At 59.5% G+C, this 19,418-nt stretch carries 19 protein-coding genes; 11 read left to right on the top strand and 8 right to left on the bottom strand.

The window, feature by feature from the left end; all coding sequences use genetic code 11:
* Window positions 1–10: 10 nt before the first annotated feature.
* The 4 genes from THALAR_RS07515 to THALAR_RS07500 all read right to left on the bottom strand — a co-directional run bounded on the left by THALAR_RS07515 (window position 11) and on the right by THALAR_RS07500 (window position 3,525).
* Entirely contained in the window at window positions 11–514 is a 504-nt protein-coding gene (locus THALAR_RS07515; protein ID WP_021100919.1) for a universal stress protein, read from the bottom strand.
* 24 nt (window positions 515–538) lie between these two features.
* Window positions 539–1,879: a TRAP transporter large permease gene (locus THALAR_RS07510; RefSeq protein ID WP_021100918.1), complete on the bottom strand. Its 1,341-nt coding sequence runs from the start codon at window positions 1,877–1,879 to the stop codon at window positions 539–541.
* Window positions 1,879–2,445, bottom strand: a complete 567-nt coding sequence (locus THALAR_RS07505; protein WP_021100917.1) for a TRAP transporter small permease — start codon at window positions 2,443–2,445, stop codon at window positions 1,879–1,881. Before THALAR_RS07505 ends, THALAR_RS07510 begins: the two co-directional genes overlap by 1 nt.
* A gap of 63 nt (window positions 2,446–2,508) precedes the next feature.
* Window positions 2,509–3,525 carry a TRAP transporter substrate-binding protein gene (locus THALAR_RS07500; RefSeq protein ID WP_021100916.1) on the bottom strand — a complete coding sequence of 339 codons (1,017 nt, stop codon included), beginning with the start codon at window positions 3,523–3,525 and terminating at the stop codon, window positions 2,509–2,511.
* Between the two features lie 154 nt (window positions 3,526–3,679).
* On the opposite strand from THALAR_RS07500, the gene pdxR reads away from it, so the two are divergent.
* Window positions 3,680–5,152, top strand: a complete 1,473-nt coding sequence (gene pdxR, locus THALAR_RS07495) for a MocR-like pyridoxine biosynthesis transcription factor PdxR (RefSeq protein WP_021100915.1) — start codon at window positions 3,680–3,682, stop codon at window positions 5,150–5,152.
* 50 nt (window positions 5,153–5,202) lie between these two features.
* Here pdxR and THALAR_RS07490 read toward each other — a convergent pair whose 3' ends face one another.
* The 3 genes from THALAR_RS07490 to THALAR_RS07480 all read right to left on the bottom strand — a co-directional run bounded on the left by THALAR_RS07490 (window position 5,203) and on the right by THALAR_RS07480 (window position 8,613).
* Window positions 5,203–5,778 (bottom strand): DUF4202 domain-containing protein, encoded by a 576-nt coding sequence (locus THALAR_RS07490; RefSeq protein ID WP_021100914.1) that lies wholly within the window; start codon window positions 5,776–5,778, stop codon window positions 5,203–5,205.
* Window positions 5,775–6,482, bottom strand: a complete 708-nt coding sequence (locus THALAR_RS07485) for a Crp/Fnr family transcriptional regulator (protein WP_021100913.1) — start codon at window positions 6,480–6,482, stop codon at window positions 5,775–5,777. The genes THALAR_RS07490 and THALAR_RS07485 overlap by 4 nt, the downstream gene beginning before the upstream one ends.
* Before the next feature lie 148 nt (window positions 6,483–6,630).
* Complete coding sequence (locus tag THALAR_RS07480) at window positions 6,631–8,613, bottom strand: NosR/NirI family protein (protein ID WP_083483425.1); 1,983 nt, start codon at window positions 8,611–8,613, stop codon at window positions 6,631–6,633.
* A gap of 167 nt (window positions 8,614–8,780) precedes the next feature.
* On the opposite strand from THALAR_RS07480, the gene THALAR_RS07475 reads away from it, so the two are divergent.
* The 10 genes from THALAR_RS07475 (at window position 8,781) to THALAR_RS07430 (ending at window position 18,206) form a co-directional block, all read left to right on the top strand.
* Entirely contained in the window at window positions 8,781–10,535 is a 1,755-nt protein-coding gene (locus THALAR_RS07475; RefSeq protein WP_021100911.1) for a nitrite reductase, read from the top strand.
* A gap of 93 nt (window positions 10,536–10,628) precedes the next feature.
* Window positions 10,629–11,408, top strand: a complete 780-nt coding sequence (gene cobA, locus THALAR_RS07470) for a uroporphyrinogen-III C-methyltransferase (RefSeq protein WP_021100910.1) — start codon at window positions 10,629–10,631, stop codon at window positions 11,406–11,408.
* The gene (locus tag THALAR_RS07465; RefSeq protein ID WP_040817991.1) at window positions 11,401–11,703 is read left to right on the top strand and encodes a c-type cytochrome; all 303 of its coding nucleotides are present in this window, start codon (window positions 11,401–11,403) and stop codon (window positions 11,701–11,703) included. Before cobA ends, THALAR_RS07465 begins: the two co-directional genes overlap by 8 nt.
* Window positions 11,700–12,848 carry a cytochrome D1 domain-containing protein gene (locus THALAR_RS07460; protein WP_021100908.1) on the top strand — a complete coding sequence of 383 codons (1,149 nt, stop codon included), beginning with the start codon at window positions 11,700–11,702 and terminating at the stop codon, window positions 12,846–12,848. The genes THALAR_RS07465 and THALAR_RS07460 overlap by 4 nt, the downstream gene beginning before the upstream one ends.
* 3 nt (window positions 12,849–12,851) lie before the next feature.
* Window positions 12,852–13,844, top strand: coding sequence for a siroheme decarboxylase subunit beta (gene ahbB / locus THALAR_RS07455; RefSeq protein WP_021100907.1), 993 nt, complete (start codon window positions 12,852–12,854; stop codon window positions 13,842–13,844).
* Window positions 13,841–14,290 carry an Lrp/AsnC family transcriptional regulator gene (locus THALAR_RS07450; protein WP_021100906.1) on the top strand — a complete coding sequence of 150 codons (450 nt, stop codon included), beginning with the start codon at window positions 13,841–13,843 and terminating at the stop codon, window positions 14,288–14,290. Before ahbB (THALAR_RS07455) ends, THALAR_RS07450 begins: the two co-directional genes overlap by 4 nt.
* Window positions 14,287–14,772 carry a siroheme decarboxylase subunit beta gene (gene ahbB, locus THALAR_RS07445; protein WP_021100905.1) on the top strand — a complete coding sequence of 162 codons (486 nt, stop codon included), beginning with the start codon at window positions 14,287–14,289 and terminating at the stop codon, window positions 14,770–14,772. Before THALAR_RS07450 ends, ahbB (THALAR_RS07445) begins: the two co-directional genes overlap by 4 nt.
* Window positions 14,773–14,775: 3 nt before the next feature.
* Window positions 14,776–15,993, top strand: a complete 1,218-nt coding sequence (nirJ, locus tag THALAR_RS07440; protein ID WP_021100904.1) for a heme d1 biosynthesis radical SAM protein NirJ — start codon at window positions 14,776–14,778, stop codon at window positions 15,991–15,993.
* Complete coding sequence (locus THALAR_RS07435; RefSeq protein WP_040817988.1) at window positions 15,968–17,515, top strand: cytochrome D1 domain-containing protein; 1,548 nt, start codon at window positions 15,968–15,970, stop codon at window positions 17,513–17,515. The genes nirJ and THALAR_RS07435 overlap by 26 nt, the downstream gene beginning before the upstream one ends.
* Before the next feature lie 13 nt (window positions 17,516–17,528).
* Entirely contained in the window at window positions 17,529–18,206 is a 678-nt protein-coding gene (locus tag THALAR_RS07430; protein WP_021100902.1) for a CbiX/SirB N-terminal domain-containing protein, read from the top strand.
* A 15-nt stretch (window positions 18,207–18,221) separates the two neighbouring features.
* Here THALAR_RS07430 and THALAR_RS07425 read toward each other — a convergent pair whose 3' ends face one another.
* A complete protein-coding gene (locus tag THALAR_RS07425) occupies window positions 18,222–19,148 on the bottom strand; it encodes an FAD:protein FMN transferase (RefSeq protein WP_040817985.1) in 927 nt (308 codons plus the stop codon).
* Window positions 19,149–19,418: the final 270 nt, after the last annotated feature.

Raw genomic sequence — 19,418 nt, 5'->3', positions numbered from 1 at the left:
TTTAAGTGAACTAGGTGTTCTTGTTGGTGTCCTGATAAGGGACGACGAGTGTCGGTATTGTTGACCGTCGCAAGACGCGTTTCGCGACGGTGCCAAGGAAGGTTTGCGTGAAGCCGTGCTCATGGGCCCCGATGACGATGAGGTCGCATTTCAGCTCCGCGGCACGGCGCAAGATCACCTCTGCCGGGTAGCCGTCCACAAGCTCGATGGATGCGACTTGCTTTCGGATGTCCTTGTCCTCTTCGGCGACGTGATCCCAGAACTCCTTCTGACGCTCCGCCATGACGGTTTTCGCGTAGTCATGCCGCGCCTTGTCAGCCGCTTCGCCTGAGCCGGAGGCTTGCATATACATCCGCAAGGCCGTCTTGGTCTCGTCGCTCATCGGAATAACAGCATGCACCAGATGCAGCTTGGCACCCGTCGCCGCCGCAAGGCTGGCCGCATGGCACATCGTGTAGGCCGAATGCTTGGACAGATCCGTCGCGCAAAGGATATGTGTTATCATGTTTTTCATAGGAAACTCCTTTTCGATCGCGGATCAGTAGCCAAAGAAGCGGGGCAACCAGAGCGAGATTTCAGGGACAAACGCGATGATGAAAATCGCGATCGTGTTGATGAAGGCGAAGGGCAGGGCCGCGATCGAAATCTTTTCGATCGAGATGTTCGAGATGCCCGAGGCAATGAACAGGTTTTCACCCAATGGCGGCGTCTGGAAGCCGATGCCAAGGCAGCATACCATCACCACACCGAAGTGGATCGGGTCGATCCCGACACTGTAGGCCACAGGCAGCATGACCGGCACCAGAATCAGGATTGTTGCCAGCGTCTCCATGAACATGCCGACGAACAGCAGGAAGAAGATCACCAAAGCCCAGATGATATAGATGTTGTCCGTCACGGACAGCATGCCGTTGGCGATCACGGCGGGGATCTGGTTTTCCACCAGCAGGCGGCCGAACACCGTTGCCGTGAACATGATGAGCAAGACACGTCCGGTCAGCCATGTCGTCGTCTCAAGCGCGGTGAACAGCTTGTTCCAGCTCAACTCGCGGTAGATGAAGGTGCCGACGACAAGCGTGTAGAAGATCGCCACGATTGCGGCTTCGGTGGGCGTGAAGAAGCCCGAATAGATGCCGCCAAGGATCACAATCGGGGCCATCAGCGCCCAGAACCCGCGATATAGCTCACACCAGATCTGCCGTGCGGACCAGCCTTCGGCGGAGCCTTTGTAGCCGTGCTTTTTGGCGAGGATATAGTTCATCAGCAGCAAGCTGCCCGCGATCAGGAAGGCTGGCATGAAACCGGCGATGAACAGTTTCGGGATCGAAACGGTCTGAAAGTTGCCGAATTTTTCCACGGCTTCAGGCGGAGCGGGCATGCCAAGCGCTGCAATGCCGAAGATGATCAACGGAATGGACGGCGGGATCACGATACCCAGACCACCCGAAGACGCGGTAATCGCCGAAGAATAGCTGCGCCCGTAGCCGCGCTGGATCATGGCGGGGATCATCAGCATGCCCACAGCCGCCGTTGTTGCGGGACCGGAGCCGGAGATCGCGCCGAAGAACAGGCAGGCGAAGACGGTTGCCGCGGACATGCCACCGGTGAAGGGACCGGCGAAACTTTCGGCCACGTTGATTAGCCGCCTTGATAACCCGGACGCCTCCATCAATGCGCCTGCGAGGATAAACGCGGGCAAGGCCATCAGAGGGAACGAGCCGACGGAGGTGTAGGCGATCTGCACGAACTTGATCGGGTCTTCATCCAGATAGATAAACGAGATCAGGGTCGAGACACCCAAGGCCACCGTGATCGGCGCGCCAAGAAACAGCAGCAGAAGGAACCCGCCGAAGAGGATCAGAATGATTTCGCTTTCCATTACTTTTGCTCCTCATCGAGGCGTGGCTTTGCCACGGCATCCCCGGTTTCTGCACGCACTTCCTCTAGGTCGATCGCATCAGGGTCGCGCAAATCCTCGCCCAGAACGATCTTCTTGTAGTTCACCTGAATGACGCGGATCGTCATCAACGTGAACGCAATCGGCAGCACGATGTAGACCCAGCTGAGGTGGAACCCCATGGTCTGCGACGACTGGAAACGGTTCATCTTGTTGAAGATGAAATCTATCGCGAGATAGACGAAATAGACGTTGAAGAAGATCCAGAACAGATCGGCAAACGCCTCAATATACTTGATCGTCCGATCTGGCAGGAACTTGAACTGGAAGGTAACCCGGTTATGCGCGCCCATTTTGGCGGCGTAGCTTGCCCCGAAGAAAACGAACCAGACGAACATGTAGATCGAAAGCTCTTCGACCCATGAGAACGAAAAATCGAAGAGTGTGCGGACGACGACCTGCAAGAAAAGCAAACATACGAAGATCGCCAGCAATGTGCGGCAGATGTAGCTTTCTATATTGTCGACGACATACCAGAATTTAGTCATCTTCCCCTCCCAGGTCGGTTGAGGCAAGCGCCCGAAGGCGCTTACCATTTTTATATTTCCGGTTTATTCGGAGACGGGTTCGCGACCGATTTCAGCAAGCACGGCGTTCATTTTCTCGATGCCGCCGATGCTGTCGTAGAACTTTGGCCAGACGGCTTCGGTTGCCAGCTTGATGAACTCTTCCTCGTTGTTTTCGGGGTCATCAATCTGCATGCCTTCGTCGAGCAGGATCTGTTTGATCTCCGCTTCATTGTCACGCAGGAACTGGGCGGAGGCCGCAGTGGCTTTCTTGCCGGCTTCCAGGATCATTTCCTGCTCTTCGGCAGACAGTCCTTGGAAGACCTGCTCGGAGATGATCAGCGGCTCGATGGAGAAGATGTAGCGGATGTTCGTGACGTACTTTTGCACCTCGTAGAACTTCATCGCGTTGATGGTCGTGTAAGGGTTGTCCTGACCGTCGACCACTTGGGTTTGCAGACCGGCGAAGGTCTCGGACCACGCCATCGGTGTCGGGCTGATGCCCCAGGCTTTGTAGGTGTCGATCATGATTTCGTTCTTGGGAACGCGGATAACCAGACCTTGCAGGTCAGCGACCGACTTGACCGGCTTCTTGGAGTTGGTCAGGCGGCGGAACCCGGTATAGGTCCATGCGATGATGCGCACGCCCGCGTCATTGATCGTGTTTTCCGTCAGTTCCTGACCGATTGGGCCTTGGGTCAGCTTTTCAGCGTCTTCGAGGCTCAGGATCACGTAAGGGAGCGAGAACACGCCAACGGTTGGCGAGAACGGCGTGACGTTGTTGATGGCCAGAATGGACATATCCAGCGTGCCGATGGCCGCTTCGTTCACGGTGTCCTGCTCGGAGCCGAGCTGGCCATTCAGGAACAGGGTACCGGTGTGCTCGCCGCCGGACAGCTCTTCGAGCGCCTCGACGAACGCTTTGCCGGTCGCTTCCTGGCTGCTGCCGCCGCTGTCGCCAACGGCAATCTTGAAATTCTTCGCGTCAGCGGCGCTGATGCTCATGATGCTCGCGGTTAGAGCGATTGCCGCACCGGATGCGATTTTGGATAGTACTGTCATAGGATCCTCCCAGTTTATGTGCACCTTCAGCCTCTGCAGGCAGAGCAAACTTGTCAATTGAGTGAAGGCTGACCGCTAATAGGCGGATTCGCTGACCTTAGGTTAGGTCCAGAATTTTCATTGACTTAGACCAGTTTTGCCAAGACGGTGAGCTATGGCCAGACCACGTATAGCGGCAGATGTTTTCTTTTTGGACCGGGCGTCGAAAAGGCCGCTGCAAACCCAGATACGGGAAACTGTCGTCGCGTCGATCCTGTCGAAACGGGCTTTGCCGGGCAGCTTGATGCCATCATCGCGCAAGCTTGCGGAACACCTTGGTGTGGCCCGCATGACCGTGACGCTGGCTTTTCAGGAACTGGTCGATCAAGGCTTCCTGACGACGCAAAGCCGCAGCGGATACGTGGTTGCGGATTCGGAGGCGGCCCCCCGCCTTCCTATGGGTAACGCAGCAGCGCCGATAGAGAACAGCAATCTTTGGCAGAACGTCCTGTCGGAAAATCTGCGCAACCGCCGCCGGATCATCAAGCCGAAAAACTGGCGGTCTATGCCATATCCGTTTGTATTCGGGGAGATGGATTCCACCATCTTCAAACACTCGGCCTGGCGCGAATGCGTGAGGCAGGCCATGGGAACGCGCGATTTCGAGTTGATGGCGAGCAATGAAGCCACTGATGATCCATTGCTTGTCGATTACATCCTGTCCCGCATGTTGCCCCGGCGGGGTATCTCGGCCGGTCGTGAGCAGGTTCTGATCACTGTCGGCGCCCAGAACGCGATCTGGCTGGCGATAGAGCTGTTGACCCGCACGCCCCTCAACGCGGTTTGTGAAAACCCGTGCTACCCCGATACGCTACAGGCGCTGCGGTGGTGTGGGGCAAGCGTCACGACGGTGGATGTCGACGAAAACGGCCTGCCGCCGGATGACATTCCCATGGGGACCCAGGCGGTTTTCGTGACGCCAAGCCACCATGCACCCACTGGCGCAACCTTGCCGCGCGGGCGGCGTGAAAGGCTGCTTGAACTGGCACAAGCCCGCGACTTCGTCATCGTGGAAGACGACTACGAGTTCGAGATGAGCTTTATCGAGCCTCCAAGCCCTGCGCTCAAGGCGATAGATAAAGACCAGCGGGTGCTTTACGCGGGCAGCTTTTCCAAGGCGTTGTTTCCGGGTCTGCGGCTGGGGTATCTCGTCGGGCCGGAGCACGTGATCGCCGAGGCGCGGGAACTGCGCTCGCTGATGCTGCGCCATCCGCCGGGACATTTGCAACGCACCGCGGCCTATTTTCTGGCCCAAGGCCACTACGATTTGCTGATCCGCGACATGCGCAGGCAATTTGCCAAACGGCGCACCGCGATTGTCGAGGCGCTGGAGAAGACGGATCTGGAAATGGCCGGGGCCGCCCGCTTTGGCGGGACAAGCCTGTGGATCAAAGCGCCGAACGGGACTGACACCGAAATGCTCGCCAAGGCGCTTTTGGATGACGGGGTGGTGATAGAGCCGGGGGCCCCGTTCTTCAGCGGCCCGGATCAACCGACAGAGTTTTTCAGGCTCGGGTATTCCTCGATATCAGTTGAGCACATTGCCGAGGGAATTCGCCGGATCGGTGCGAAGGTGTCGGCACGCTGACAGCAGCCGCTTGAAGAGAGCCCAGGAGATTGTGCGAAAACTGCCGACAATTATTTTGCGGGATTTCCGTCCGTGAAAAGGTCGGTAAACGGCGGCGGCATGTCAAACGTATCCAGCGCAAGGGCGCGGGCCTCGGCCGACATTTTGCGCGCGGTTTTCTGCACGATGCGTTGCAGCTTCTCGGGGCTTTGCGTGGTGGAAAACGGCTGGAAATACCATTTCAGAAAAACGAAACAGATCACGTCTTCAAGCGCCTGAACGTCCGGATCACGCTTGATACCCTGCTTCAAAAGCATACGCCGCGCGGCGTCGATTTCCGGCTGGTCATATCCAGCCTCTGCCATGATCGCGGCCACACGTTCGGCATGATGGCCAGCCAGATCACGGCGCCAGGTCAGATAGCCCTCGCGCCCCTCGGGGTAATCCGCGCGTCTGAGAACCCAGCGTTCTATATGCTGACCCCGCGCCGCGATTTGCAGGGCTTCGCGGGCGTCGGGGAAAAGCCGGATTTGTTCGGCCGTCATCCGCTGGCCATAGAGCAGGCTGGCGGGTTGCCCGTCTACCTTGTCGGGATCGCGGGCGTTGGCGGCGTCAATGGCGGCAAATGCAGCGGAGAGAGCAGTCATTGGGCTTTTCTCCATCCGCTGGCGGGATCGGCTCTGGTGTATTCTTTCAAAGCATCAATATCGCTGATCATTGCGTGATTTCTTGCGATCTTGACGCCAACTTTCTGTAGTTTCGCAAACGCCCGCGAAAGGCTCTCCGGCTTCATGCCCAAACGTCCCGCAATCAGGATTTTGTCGTAGGGTAGGGTGACCATGCAACTGCCGGTTTCACAATTGCTCAGGTCGAGCAGGAAATCAGCCACCCGCTGTGCACCGGTTCGAGCTTTGATCTGTTCCAGATGAGACACCATTTCATGCAGATGCTGGAAAGTCGACGCCAGCGCCGCAATACATAGATCGGGTTCTTCCTTCATCATCGCCACGAGGGAACGGGCCGGTAGCAGCAACAGTGTGCAGTCGGTCACGGCCTCGGCCGAAACGGGGTAGTCTCCGTTTTTGAACGACACGGCCTCGCCAAAGCTATGACTGCGTGTGAACACGTTTACAATCGCCTCGTTTCCATTTGGGGCGACGCGGTAAAGTTTGACCCAGCCGTCAACGACAATATGAATAAATTGGGCCTTTTCGCCCTGCAAAAACACAGTTTCAGCCCGGCTGTACTGGTGGCTCACGGCATCGCTCAACAAGGCATCGACGACACGGTCCGGCAGGTTTCGGAGCAACACAGAGTCCTTGGCAACTTTTCGATCTTCGGATTGAACCATACCAGAAACTCCTCATCGCGCGGGTCAACGGTGAGGCCACAAGAGACACGACTGAAGACGGAAAGGGAAGGCGCAATCCGACTTGCGATCTGGACGACGGTCAATATTTGCACATCTTCCATTCAGGAGCAGCGCGCTCAGCCAAGCATCAACCGGCTTTCGCGCGCGCCCTGCGTTTGAGAACCGGACAGGTTTCGGGGTCGTTCAACACCACCTGACAGCGCAGGCAAAGCACACATTCGTTAGGATTGATCCGCCCGATCGGGTCAATCGCGCCCACGGTGCATTTTGTTTCGCATAGCCTGCATTCCCGCCCACATTGCGGTCGCCGGTGCAGCCAGTCGAATATCTTCAGCTTGGCAGGGATCGCCAGCGCGGCACCAAGCGGACACATGAAGCGACAGTAGAACCGCTCGATAAACAGCCCTGCAAATAGCAGTACCAGAACAAAGAGAACGAATGGCCAGGCGCGCATCATTCGCATGGATATTGCGGTTTTGAACGGCTCGGCCTCCGCCAGTATCAGTGCGTCTTTCATCGAATAGAACGACAGCGCAAGGATCGCCATAAACAGGGTGTATTTGATCATCCAGAGTCGCTCGTGCAGAGCGTGAGGCACCGTTATTTGCGGCACGCCGAGGCGTCGGGCCACGAGATTGGACAGCTCTTGCAGCGCCCCGAACGGGCATAGCCAGCCGCAAAAGACACCCCGACCCCAGAACAGCAGCCCCAGTGCCACCCCCGCCCATAGGGTGAAGATCACCGGCTCGATCAAGAACGTCTCCCACCGGAATCCGGTCAACAGCGACTGCACGAAGGCAACGACCTGCACTATGGAAAGCTGCCCGTTCAGCACCCAGCCCAGCCAGACCAGCGTGACGCTGAGAAATCCGACCCTGAGCACCATCCACAGACGCTTGCGGCGCACCAGCGGCTCCTGAAACAGCAGGATCAGAGTGAGCGTGATCTGCATCGCGGCTACGCTCATGACGGCATATTTCTTGTCCTCCCAAGTGCGGTGCCACAACGGGGCCGCTTCGGGGGGCGGGGCCTGCACGAACTCCGCTGGCAGGTGATAGTCCTGAGATACTGAAAACGACTGGTCTGCGCCTGATGCTGTGGGGCGCGTGGCGGTTAGGGTCAGCGTGAACGGCTGTATCGGGTCAAACCCGTCACCGCCAATTTGAAACAGGCTGCGTTCCTTGAAAGGTGGGGTGTCCTGAATGGGGAGTTTATCAATTCTGGTATAGCCCTCTTCGGTTAGCGGATAATCCACCCCGTTCTGGGTCACCATCAACCGGTCGAATGAGCCACTGCGGCGCCACTCGGTTCCGCGATGGGAATAGAGCCCGTGCGAGCCCACAAAAAGCACATGTGCGTCAGGCCCCAGAGCCGCCGTTGTTCGATTGAACTGCGTGGCCCCCAGAATGTTGCGGCCAATTGTCGGCGGATCGGCCAGCGCCACCCAGAGGGCGATAAACGGTGCGCTGCCTTCTGGGATCGGGGGCTGGGCATCAGCAAGCGCCGCCCGGGCTTCGCTGAGGGTAACTGTGGTGCCAGCAACCGCGCCTGTTGCCTCCAGCTGGGCCCAACTGCGTGGCTCGAAATTCAGGCGGTCGATGCCACCGCCCGGCACGAGGCCGCGATTGATCGCCAGCAACCGCGCGGTGCGCAGGATGGAGTCGCGGATAACGCCGGTCGTGACCGTCGCGCGGGAAATTATGTCGGGCATTTCAGGGCCGGACCGGGTGCCGTCAGGGTCCAGAAGATCGATTCCCGCAAAGCCTGCGACAAATCGCGCGATGTCCTGGTCAGACAGGCCAAGCGTCAGAATCGGCTCGCTGTGACGCACTAATTTGGCACCGGTGATAACGCCGTTTGAGGACACCGCGACCAGCACATCCAGTGGTCGCCCGGAATATCCAGCGGACTGGATAATCTCCCAGGTTGACGCGATATGCCCGACACTTTCCCCGCCCTGTGACACCTCCCATCCGGGCACCGCGCCCTTGGTATGTATGATGTTTGGCAACTCTGTGAGGCTAAACAGGGATGCCGCGACCTCGCGGGTCGGGGCGACTGCCACGGCTTCATCGTGAAGGACGAGCCCCGCATTCTGGGCCGGTGCCATCAAAGGGCTGCCCGCAATGCAAAATGCACTCAGAATTGTGAAGAGGACAGATCGGATCATTCCCCCTTCTGCTCCGCTCTGTCTGTTCCCGCCTTAACATAAGTCAAGGACGCCCGATGAGCCCAATGTCACGATAATGTTAACCTACCGCAACTGGAGAATCTGTGATGAAATCTACAACTGCCAGACAGCGCGTTTCGCTATTGGCCAGTGCTGCTGTCGCACTGGGTCTTACCGTGACGAGCATATCGGCGCAGGACAAACCTGCGGACCATGCCGACACCGCCGCAGACAGATATGTGCCGTCGATGACGACACTGGGCGAGATCAATGTCGAAATTCCCGGCCGCAAGCCCGGCGATCCGGTGATGACCGACGAAGAATTCCAGCAAGCGACAACAACATATTTCGAGCGCTGTGCAGGTTGCCACGGCGTTCTGCGCAAGGGTGCGACCGGTAAGGCGCTGACGCCCGACATCACACGTGACCTCGGGTTTGAGTATCTGCGCGACTTCATCACCTATGGCTCGCCGGCAGGTATGCCCAACTGGGGCACCTCGGGCGATATGACCGAAGCCGATGTTGATCTGATGGCCCGCTACGTGCTGCTCGAGCCGCCAGCGCCACCGGAATTCGGTATGGAAGACATGCGCGCCAGCTGGAAAGTGCATGTAGAGCCAGCGGATCGTCCCACGGAGAAGTTGAACGATTGGGACATCGACAACCTGTTCTCTGTAACGCTGCGCGATTCAGGCGAGATTGCCCTGATTGACGGCTCCACCTACGAGATCAAGAAAATTCTCGAGACCGGATACGCCGTCCACATCAGCCGGATTTCCGCCTCGGGACGGTATTTGTTCGTGATTGGCCGCGATGCCAAGGTGAACATGATCGACCTGTGGATGGAAGACCCCGACACAGTAGCCGAGATCAAGGTCGGCGCAGAGGCGCGCTCGGTCGAGACGTCGAAGTTTGAGGGCTATGAGGACAAATACGCCATTGCCGGGGCTTACTGGCCGCCGCAATTCGTGATCATGGACGGCGACACGCTGGAACCTCTGCGGATCAAATCGACCCGTGGTATGACCTATGACGAACAGACCTACCACCCTGAACCCCGTGTGGCGGCGATCCTAGGCTCGCACTACAAACCGGAGTTTCTGGTGAACGTCAAAGAAACCGGCAAGATCATGATGGTGGACTATTCCGACATCGACGCGTTGAAAGTCACCGAGATCAACGCTGAACGCTTCTTGCACGATGGCGGGCTGGACAGCACCCAGCGTTACTTCCTGACGGCGGCAAACGCGCGCGGCAAGGTCGTGGTGATCGACACCAAGGAAAGCAAGTTGGTGGCAGTGATCGAAACCGAAGGCGAAACCCCGCATCCGGGTCGTGGTGCCAATATCATCCACCCGACCTACGGGCCGGTTTGGGCCACCTCGCATTTGGGCGACGACACCGTCGCGCTTATCGGGACGGACCCTGAAGGCCATCCGGAACATGCGTGGAAGATGGTGCATCAGCTTTATGCCCTTGGCGGTGGATCGCTGTTCGTCAAAACCCATCCGGAATCCGAGCATCTTTATGTTGATGCAACATTGAACCCGGATGCCGAAACATCCGGCTCGGTTGCGGTCTTCAAGGTGTCCGACCTGACGGAGGAAGAGCCTGAATACACGACGCTTCCGATTGTCGAATGGGCTGGCATTGCCGAAGGGCAACCCCGCGTGGTTCAAGGCGAATTCAACAAGGCCGGGAACGAAATCTGGTTCTCGGTCTGGAACGCCAAGGATCTGGAATCGGCCATCGTTGTGGTTGACGACAAGACGCTGGAACTCAAGCACGTGATCAAGGACCCGCGCCTGATTACGCCTACCGGCAAGTTCAACGTCTACAACACACGCGCCGACGTTTACTAAAACACGAGGGTCGGGGGCTGCGTTACGCGCGGCCCCCGGTTTTCAACGAACCCCGAGATGACAAAAACGATTGCCACGTGAGGAATGCGGCCAATGACACCCAATGGCAAAGTTTATCTGATCGGAGCAGGCCCGGGCGATCCCGACCTCATGACATTGCGCGCCGTCCGGATGCTCGGCGACGCTGATGTTGTGGTTTACGACCGTCTGGTATCTCCCGAGATTCTGGCTATGGCACCCAAGAGCGCGGACATGGTCCCCGTGGGCAAGGCCCCGAAATGCCACACGGTTCCGCAAGATCAGATCAATGAAATTCTGGCCGAACGGGCCTTGGAAGGGCAGATCGTTGCCCGCCTCAAGGGCGGTGACCCGATGATCTTCGGGCGCGGCTCGGAAGAGGCGGCCTATCTGCAAGCGCGGGGCATCAATGTAGAATACGCGCCCGGGATATCGGCAGCGCAAGGCATGGCGGCGGCCACCGGCGTGCCGCTAACCCACCGTGGGCTTGCCACCGGCGTGCGATATGTTACCGGACATCTTGCGGCGGACAAAACGCTCAAGCTGAATTGGGAAAGTCTGGCCGATATCGACACCACGTTGGTGGTCTATATGGGGGCGTCCAGCATTGCCGAGATTGCCTTGCGTCTGATGAGCGCGGGCCTGCCCGCCAACCTGCCGGTTCTGGCGGTCTCCAACGTCACCACGCCGCGTGAAACCCGTCTCTTGTCGCACCTTGGCCAGATTGGTGTGGATGCGCAGACCTTGGCCTTGCGCACGCCCGTTCTGTTTGTGATCGGCAGGGTCGTATCCCTTTACCAACAGGCGGCCCTAAACCAGATGCCGCCGCTGCCAGCGGCGATAGCCGGTGAGTAGGGTTCTCCTGTTCGTCTTCAGCGCCAGCGCAGCAGTGGCAGGGGAGGTGCCACCGGATGCAATGGCGCTGAAGCACTTGGTCCATCAGGACTGCGGATCATGCCACGGCATGACGCTCAAAGGCGGACTCGGCCCCGACATTCGGGCCGAGTCCTTGCAGCACTATGATCCCGAAACCCTTGGGCAGGTGATACAGGACGGCATCCCCGGAACCGCTATGCCGCCTTGGCAACCACTGTTGACGCAAACCGAAATCAACTGGGTGGTCGACTATCTTTTGACCGGAGAAGAATGATGCAGAACTGGCTGAACGCGTTGATCCTGTCGCTCGCCTTTGCCAGCACCAGCGCTGTCGCGCAATCGACCGGCGATCTGGGGCTTGTGGTGGAGCGTGCCGACGGGTCGTTGCTGGTGATCGACCAGTCGGAACGCGCCAGCATTGGCCGCATCACGGGGCTGGGGGATCTGTCGCACGCCTCGCTGGTCTATTCGCCGGATGAACGGTTTGCCTATGTGTTCGGTCGCGATGGCGGGCTGACCAAGGTCGACATTCTGGAGCAAGCCATTGTGGGCAGGGTGATACAGGCCGGAAACGCGATCGGGGGCGCTATTTCCGACGATGGCCGCTATGTTGCCGTCTCCAACTATGAGCCGGGCGGGGTGCGGGTGTTCGACGCCGAAACGATGGAGCTTGTCGTCGACATTCCGACCGGCTCGAAGACTGTGGGGCTTGTCGATGTGCCGGGCACCAAGTTTGTGTTCACCTTGTGGGACAAGGGCGAAACGTGGATTGCCGATCTGTCGGATGCCGAGCCGGAAATCACCAAGATCACCGGTATGGGGTCCAACCCTTATGACGCCCTGGTGACCTCTGACGGGCGCACCTACATTGCGGGGCTTTTTGGCGAGGACCACCTGACCGCGCTGGACCTATGGCAGGATAACCCCGAACCGATGCCGATCCTTGACGGCTATTCCGCCGGACGCGAAGGGCTGCCGGTCTACAAGATGCCCCATCTGGAAGGCTGGGCGCTGGCGGGAACCGATTTCGTGCTGCCTGCTGTGGGTCAGCATGAAGTGCTCTGGGTCGATGCCCGCAGCCTGACGCAAACCGGACGGACCGAAACACACGGCCAGCCGATCTTTGCGATGGCGCGGCCTGACGGGCGGCAGGTCTGGGTCAACTTCGCCCACCCGCTGAACGACACCATTCAGGTCATCGACTCCCTGAGCAAGGAGGTGATCCATCAATTCACCCCCGGACCCGGCGTGCTTCACATGGAATTCACGCCGCGCGGCCACGAGGTCTGGCTGTCCGTGCGCGATGCCAACAAAATCATGGTCTACGACACCCAAACCTTCGAGAAATTGCGGGAGATCAATGCGCTCAGCCCATCAGGCATCTTCTTTACTAACCGTGCGCACAAGACGGGGCTGTAGAAAATGGATGGCGTCAATGACCCGACAAACGAGGCCTTGCTGGACAATTGGCAACGCGGCTTCCCGATTGAGCCGCGGCCCTTTGACCGCCTTGCGGCTGAATTGCAGATCAGCACCGAAAGCGTGCTGGAAAGGCTGCGCGGTCATTGCGAGAACGGGCGTGTGACACGGGTTGGCGCGACATGTGCGCCCAACTCGGTTTCGGCCAGCACGCTTGCCGCCATTGCCGCACCCGAGGGCCGGATCGAAGAGGTCGCGGCGATCATCGGCGCCCAGCCCGGTGTGAACCATTCCTACCTGCGCGAAAACGACTGGAACCTCTGGTTTGTCGTCACAGGCCCTGACCGCGCGCATGTCAACGAAACGCTTGCCCGCATCGAAAAGCAGGCCGGTCTGCGTGTGCTGGATCTGCGGCTGGTGCGGCCGTTCAATGTCGATCTGGGGTTTTCCATGCGGGGTGGGGCGGCCCCGCTCAGCAGTGCGCGGCAGGTCGATACGTCGGTTTTTCAGGATGCCGACCGCCCTGTGCTTCAGGCCCTGACGAAGGGGCTGCCGCTTGAAGATCGCCCCTATGCCCGCATCGCCAACGACCTTGGCCGAACGGAAGCGGATGTGTTGGACCGGATCAGGGTTCTGACCGACGCTGGCATCATCTCCCGCCTTGGTGTGATCGTGCGCCACCGTGCGTTGGGCTGGCGGGCGAACGCCATGGTGGTCTGGGACTTGCCGCACGACACCATTACGCAGGTCGGCCCGTTGCTGGCCGCGCAGCCGGGCATCACCCTTTGCTATGAACGCGTCACCGTGGAGGGCATCTGGCCTTACAGCCTTTACACTATGATCCATGCCCGCAGTCGGGCTGCCGCATTCGAAGTTCTTGACCGCGTCCGCGCCTTGCCCGCGCTTCGCGGCGTTCCCTACCAGCCGTTGTTCTCGATACGCTGTTTCAAACAAACCGGTGCGATGATTGACGCCAATAAAAAGGAAACTGCATGACGCTTGATGACACCGACCGTCTGATCCTGAACGCGCTGCAAGACGGCTTTCCGATCACACCCAACCCTTACGAGCAGGTGGCTCGGGAGCTTGGGCTGACCGAAAGTGACCTTCTGACGCGCCTGACCGCGATGAAAGAGGGCCGTATCATCACCCGCTTTGGTCCCTTCTTTGACGCCGCCGCGATGGGCGGGGCGTTTTGTCTGTGCGCCATGGCGATCCCCGAGGATGAATTCGACGGCGTCGTGGACATGGTCAATGCCTACCCCGAGGTCGCGCATAACTACGAGCGCACCCACCGCCTGAATATGTGGTTTGTGCTGGCGACGGAATCCGAGGGCGAAATCGCGGAGGTGGCGGCGAAGATCGAACACGAGACCGGATACCCCGTTTTGTGTTTTCCCAAGTTGCAGGAATTCTTCATCCGCTTTCGGGTGGCGGCATGACGCTGGACCTCACAGACCGCCGCATCATCACGGCCACCCAGTCGGGCTTGCCGCTGGTGCCACGCCCCTACGCCCAAATCGCCGCCGATCTGGGTCTGGACGAAGACGAGGTCTGCACCCGTATGCGCGCCTTGCAGACCAGCGGCATCATTCGCCGCATTGCCGTGGCGCCCAACCACTACGCGTTGGGGATGACGGCAAATGGTATGTCGGTCTGGGATGTCGATGACACTCGTATTGCCGAGTTGGGCCAGAAGATAGGCGATCTGGATTTCGTCAGCCATTGCTACGAGCGCCCCCGCGCCTTGCCGGACTGGCCTTACAACCTGTTCGCGATGATCCACGGCACCTCCCGCGAGGAGGTCGAGGCCCTGCGCGCCGAAGTGGCCGCAATTCTGGGGGATGCCTGCCGTGGCAACGATATCCTCTACTCCACCCGCATACTCAAAAAGACCGGGCTGCGGCTGCGGCAGAAAGGATAAGGCATGTTTCGAATGTCTGAATACATGCATCAGCTGGTCGACCCGACCCCAGTGCGCACACGTCGTGGCAGCGGCGGGGTCAAGCCGGTCGTGATCTGGAACCTGACGCGTCGCTGCAACCTGAAATGCCGCCATTGCTACACCGTCTCGGCAGATGTGCATTTCCCCGGCGAGCTGACGCATGAACAGGCGATGGCCAACGTCAAGGACATGGAAGAGTTTGGCGTCTTCGCGCTGATCCTGTCGGGCGGGGAACCTCTGGACAGGTTCGACTTTTTCGACATTGCCCGCGCGGCGCGTCCCTTTACACGGATGCTGGCGCTGTCCACCAACGGCACGAAAATCCACGGCGAAAACGCCGACAAGATCGAAGAGATCGGGTTTGATTATGTCGGCATCTCGATCGACGGGATCGGCAAGACTAATGACTGGTTCCGCGGCGTCGACGGCGCTTTCGACGATGCCGTGCGCGGCGTGCGCGAGTGCAAGAAGCGCGGCATCAAGGTGGGGCTGCGGTTCACTTTGACCAAGGATAACGCCGAGCATTTGCCCGGCTTGCTGAAACTTTGCGAGGACGAGGGCGTGGACAAATTCTACCTCTCGCATCTGGTCTATGCCGGTCGTGGCGACAAAAACCGCGGCGAGGATGCCATGCACAGCCACACACGGGCCGCGCTCGATATGCTGATCGACCACGCGTGGGCCGGTGCGTCGGGGACGGGCTATCCGCTGGACATCGTGACCGGCAATAACGATGCCGACGCCGTTTATATGATGCAATGGGCGCGTGCACATTTCGATGACGACAAGCTGGAAAACCTACGAGACCATCTTGAGGCATGGGGCGGGAATTCGTCGGGGCTGGGCGTGGCCAATATCGACCCGCAAGGCAAGGTTCACCCCGATACGTACTGGTCCGACTACACCGTCGGCAGCATCAAGGACACGCCGTTTTCCACGCTCTGGACCGGCGATGATCCGATGCTGGCGCAACTGCGCACCCGCCCGCGACCGCTCAAAGGCCGCTGCGGGGCTTGCGCGCATCAATCCATCTGCGGCGGCAATACCCGTATTCGTGCGCTGCAACTGACCGGCGATCCATGGGCCGAAGACCCGGCCTGCTACCTCAGCAATTCCGAGATCGGCATCGAGGATACCGAGCGCCTGACCGTCACACCATTCCGGGGGAAACGCCATGATCCGGCGCATCGTTTTACCTAGCCTTCTGTCGCTTTGCGCGGTGATGGCGCAGGCTGATCCGGCGCAGGATTACGCCACCAGCTGCGCGGAGTGTCATGGCAGTGACAGGTTGGGCGGTATCGGCCCCGCCTTGATCCCCGAAACGTTAAGCCGGATGCGCGGGCCAAACCTTGAGAATGTGATTGCGGTGGGTCGTCCGTCCACGCAGATGCCCGCGTTTGAGGACGAGTTGGAAGTCGCGGCGATCGCGGCGCTGGCGGACTATCTGAAGACACCACTTGAGACGGAACCCGAGTGGACCCCTGAGCAGATTGCCGCGACACGCGAGATGGACGCCGACTATGTCCCCGCCGACGCTCCCGTTTTCGACGCCGACCCGCTGAACATCACACTGGTGGTCGAAACCGGAGACCATCACGTCAGTGTGCTGGATGGCGACACGTTCGAGGTGCTGGACCGCTTCGAGACGCCGTTCGCGGTGCATGGCGGCCCGAAATTCACACCGGACGGGCGCTTCGTGTTCATAATGTCGCGAGATGGTTATGTGCAGAAATACGATATCTGGTCGCTGCAACAGGTCGGGCGCGTCCGTGCCGGACTGAACAGCCGAAACATCGCGATCAGCCCCGACGGCAAACATCTTGCGGTGGCAAACTACCTGCCGATGACGCTGACCCTTTTGTCCACGGATGACCTGAGTGTGGAAAAGGTCATGCCGGTGATCTCCAAAACCGGCGTCCATAGTCGGGTGTCGGCGGTCTATCAGGCCCCGCAGCGCGACAGCTTCATCTTGGCGCTCAAAGACGCTCCGGAAATCTGGGAGGTCGCCACAGACCCCGATGCCCCCCCGGTTTACGAAGGCTTCATCCACAGTCAGGAGAAAGGCATGATCGAGGCGATCCCGTCGTCCGAGGGCCTGTTCGCCCGTCGCCGGATCGAGATTGCCGAACCGCTGGATGACTTCTTCTTTACGGACGACTACCGCCATCTGATCGGCGCGTCGCGAGATGGTGCGCGGGGCGTTGTCGTGAACCTCAACGTGGGCCGCGAAATTGCGGAGTTGCCGCTGCCAGGTATGCCGCATCTGGGGTCGGGTATCAGTTGGGATCTGGACGGGCGCAGGGTCATGGCCACGCCGCACTTGAAGGAAGGCAAGCTGTCGATCATCGACACGGCGGACTGGAGCGTGCTGAAAACCATCGACACCGAAGGGCCGGGCTTTTTCCTCAGAAGCCACGAGAACTCGCCCTACATTTGGGCCGACGTGTTCTTTGGTCCGAACAAGGACGTAATGCACATCATCGACCAAAACACGCTTGAGATCGTCAAAACCATGCGCCCCGAACCGGGGGCGACTGTCGCGCATGTCGAGTTTACCCGAGACGGGTCGCACGCGCTGGTCTCGGTCTGGGAGGATGACGGCGCGGTCATCATCTACGATGCTAAAACCTTGCAGGAGCTGCGCCGTCTTCCAATGCGCAAACCATCTGGAAAATACAATGTATTCAACAAGATCACCTTCTCCGAAGGCACAAGCCACTGAGCGCTGCGCGATCGTGGTCAGCCACGGTCAGCCGTCCGATCCCGATCCGGCAGAGGCGGCGCTGTCCCGTATCACTCCGACCGTCCCGGGCTGGCGCGTCGAAAGCGCGACACTGGCCAAACCAAGTGCGTTGGAAACAGCTTTGAGCCGCGCGGGAACGTCGCCCGTCATCTACCCGATGTTCATGACCGATGGCTGGTTTGTACAATCGGCCCTGCGCGACCGGCTGAGTCCGGCTGACCGCCCCGTCATCCTGCCGCCGCTCGGCGTTGACCCCGACCTGCCCGGCGTTGTCGCGCGCGCGCTGAAGGCGGAACTCACGCGCCAAGGCTGGAAGGCGGACGAGACCACGTTGATGGTGGCAGCGCATGGATCTGGCCGCAGTCCGAATTCCGCACGTGATACGGAGCAGTTTGTCGAGCGGTTAAGCAGGCTGATCCGGTTTGAAAAGATACGTACCGGCTATGTCGAGCAACCGCCGTTTCTGCCCGATGTGACCGTGCTTTGCCCGCCAAAGTCTATTTGCCTGCCGTTCTTCGCCGCCGATGGCGGACATGTGCAGGACGATATTCAAGACGCGCTAACAGCTTGCGGATTTTCGGGACCCTGCATGGACCCTGTCGGGCTTTTGCCCGGGGTCAGAGGGCTGATCGTTCAAGGCATCTCGCGCGCGGCCCTCGGCGGCATTTGAAAGACACAACAAGCGTCAGGCCATAGCCTCCAGTTTGGCCCCGTCAGTTTGCTCCAGACAAGACTGGATGCCGGGCCGCGTCATAAGGCAAAACGCGGTCGAAAGCCCATCCGCCAACGCGGCGGAGTTGGCAGAGACAGACACGAGTTTATGCCGGGGCTGGTTCTCGGTGTTGCGGGGGTCAATGATATGGCCCAACCCGATTTCCGGCGCCAGTAACGTGCCCATAGGGGCAGACGTCGCCATCGCCCGATCTTGCAGGGTGACCTGACTGACGAGATCGCCGCCCGGCGTGACGATGCCCACCGGCCAAGGGTGTTTGCCCAAAGCCGCAATTTCCCCCATATCCACCAGAATATCGCTAAGCCCCCGTTGGCGAAGCAAGTTTGCAATCCGGTCGGTCACATAGCCTTGCGCGACACCGTTCAGGGTGAGGCTGCAACCGGCCCTGCCAAAGCGCACTGCGCCTGCGTCAAATCGCAAATGCTCCCAGCCGACGGCGTCACGTGCTTGCATCAAATCGTCCTCGGACGGGATGCGTCCCTGCGCCGCCGATCTGGCATGCGCCAGCCATAGCGGTTGCAGCGTCGGATCAAATGCGCCCTTGGTCGCCATGTTCAGATGATCGCAAAGGTCGAGAACTTCAACAAATTCGGACGCAGGCGCCTTGAGAATGCCGGAGCTGTTCAACTGCACGATTTGCGATCTGGGATGATGCAGGCTGAATATCCGCTCAAGGCGGGCAAGCTCATGTTCTACTGCGCGAAGGATCGACCGCGCCTGATCTTTCGGCACCGGCCCTGCCAGTGTCATGCGGGCCTGCGCCCCCATCGCGCGACCGGTCCATATAACAGTTTCCGCGGCCTGCACCGGCATCGCCGCACAAGTCATACTTGCGGCCGAGATCGTGAGGAAACGACGGCGTGTGAAACTCTGGCTCATGTTTGCTCCTCCAGCCCGTCGTCCCGGTCATCTGCCACCCCGACCGGGCGGCCACATGTGGACGGGCTGACGGGGACACGGTAGCCTTGCGTCTTAAGGTATTAAAGCAGCCCGCCGGGCTGCGACTTGACGGATGTCAAGGCGGGGGGCATCTTGGCCAGTTGATCGTGCGGATACGAATGTGAGCGATACTTGAATTGCGGCTCATATTGTCTCTCAGGGTAGGGGTGTCGGCCTTTTCGTGGCCGTAGATATGCCGTTACTCGCGAG

The sequence above is a fragment of the Litoreibacter arenae DSM 19593 genome, from assembly GCF_000442275.2.
GTDB classification, from domain to species: domain Bacteria; phylum Pseudomonadota; class Alphaproteobacteria; order Rhodobacterales; family Rhodobacteraceae; genus Litoreibacter; species Litoreibacter arenae.
The sequence above is the reverse complement of the archived record's forward strand: the minus strand, read 5'-3'. Positions and strand labels throughout refer to the sequence as shown.

Bases quoted from the DNA above. Each gene is read 5' to 3' on its own strand.
- THALAR_RS07515 (WP_021100919.1), bottom strand. From the start codon at position 514: ATGAAAAACATGATAACACATATCCTTTGCGCGACGGATCTGTCCAAG.
- THALAR_RS07510 (WP_021100918.1), bottom strand. From the start codon at position 1,879: ATGGAAAGCGAAATCATTCTGATCCTCTTCGGCGGGTTCCTTCTGCTG.
- THALAR_RS07505 (WP_021100917.1), bottom strand. From the start codon at position 2,445: ATGACTAAATTCTGGTATGTCGTCGACAATATAGAAAGCTACATCTGC.
- THALAR_RS07500 (WP_021100916.1), bottom strand. From the start codon at position 3,525: ATGACAGTACTATCCAAAATCGCATCCGGTGCGGCAATCGCTCTAACC.
- pdxR (WP_021100915.1), top strand. From the start codon at position 3,680: ATGGCCAGACCACGTATAGCGGCAGATGTTTTCTTTTTGGACCGGGCG.
- THALAR_RS07490 (WP_021100914.1), bottom strand. From the start codon at position 5,778: ATGACTGCTCTCTCCGCTGCATTTGCCGCCATTGACGCCGCCAACGCC.
- THALAR_RS07485 (WP_021100913.1), bottom strand. From the start codon at position 6,482: ATGGTTCAATCCGAAGATCGAAAAGTTGCCAAGGACTCTGTGTTGCTC.
- THALAR_RS07480 (WP_083483425.1), bottom strand. From the start codon at position 8,613: ATGGCACCGGCCCAGAATGCGGGGCTCGTCCTTCACGATGAAGCCGTG.
- THALAR_RS07475 (WP_021100911.1), top strand. From the start codon at position 8,781: ATGAAATCTACAACTGCCAGACAGCGCGTTTCGCTATTGGCCAGTGCT.
- cobA (WP_021100910.1), top strand. From the start codon at position 10,629: ATGACACCCAATGGCAAAGTTTATCTGATCGGAGCAGGCCCGGGCGAT.
- THALAR_RS07460 (WP_021100908.1), top strand. From the start codon at position 11,700: ATGATGCAGAACTGGCTGAACGCGTTGATCCTGTCGCTCGCCTTTGCC.
- ahbB (WP_021100907.1), top strand. From the start codon at position 12,852: ATGGATGGCGTCAATGACCCGACAAACGAGGCCTTGCTGGACAATTGG.
- THALAR_RS07450 (WP_021100906.1), top strand. From the start codon at position 13,841: ATGACGCTTGATGACACCGACCGTCTGATCCTGAACGCGCTGCAAGAC.
- ahbB (WP_021100905.1), top strand. From the start codon at position 14,287: ATGACGCTGGACCTCACAGACCGCCGCATCATCACGGCCACCCAGTCG.
- nirJ (WP_021100904.1), top strand. From the start codon at position 14,776: ATGTTTCGAATGTCTGAATACATGCATCAGCTGGTCGACCCGACCCCA.
- THALAR_RS07435 (WP_040817988.1), top strand. From the start codon at position 15,968: ATGATCCGGCGCATCGTTTTACCTAGCCTTCTGTCGCTTTGCGCGGTG.
- THALAR_RS07425 (WP_040817985.1), bottom strand. From the start codon at position 19,148: ATGAGCCAGAGTTTCACACGCCGTCGTTTCCTCACGATCTCGGCCGCA.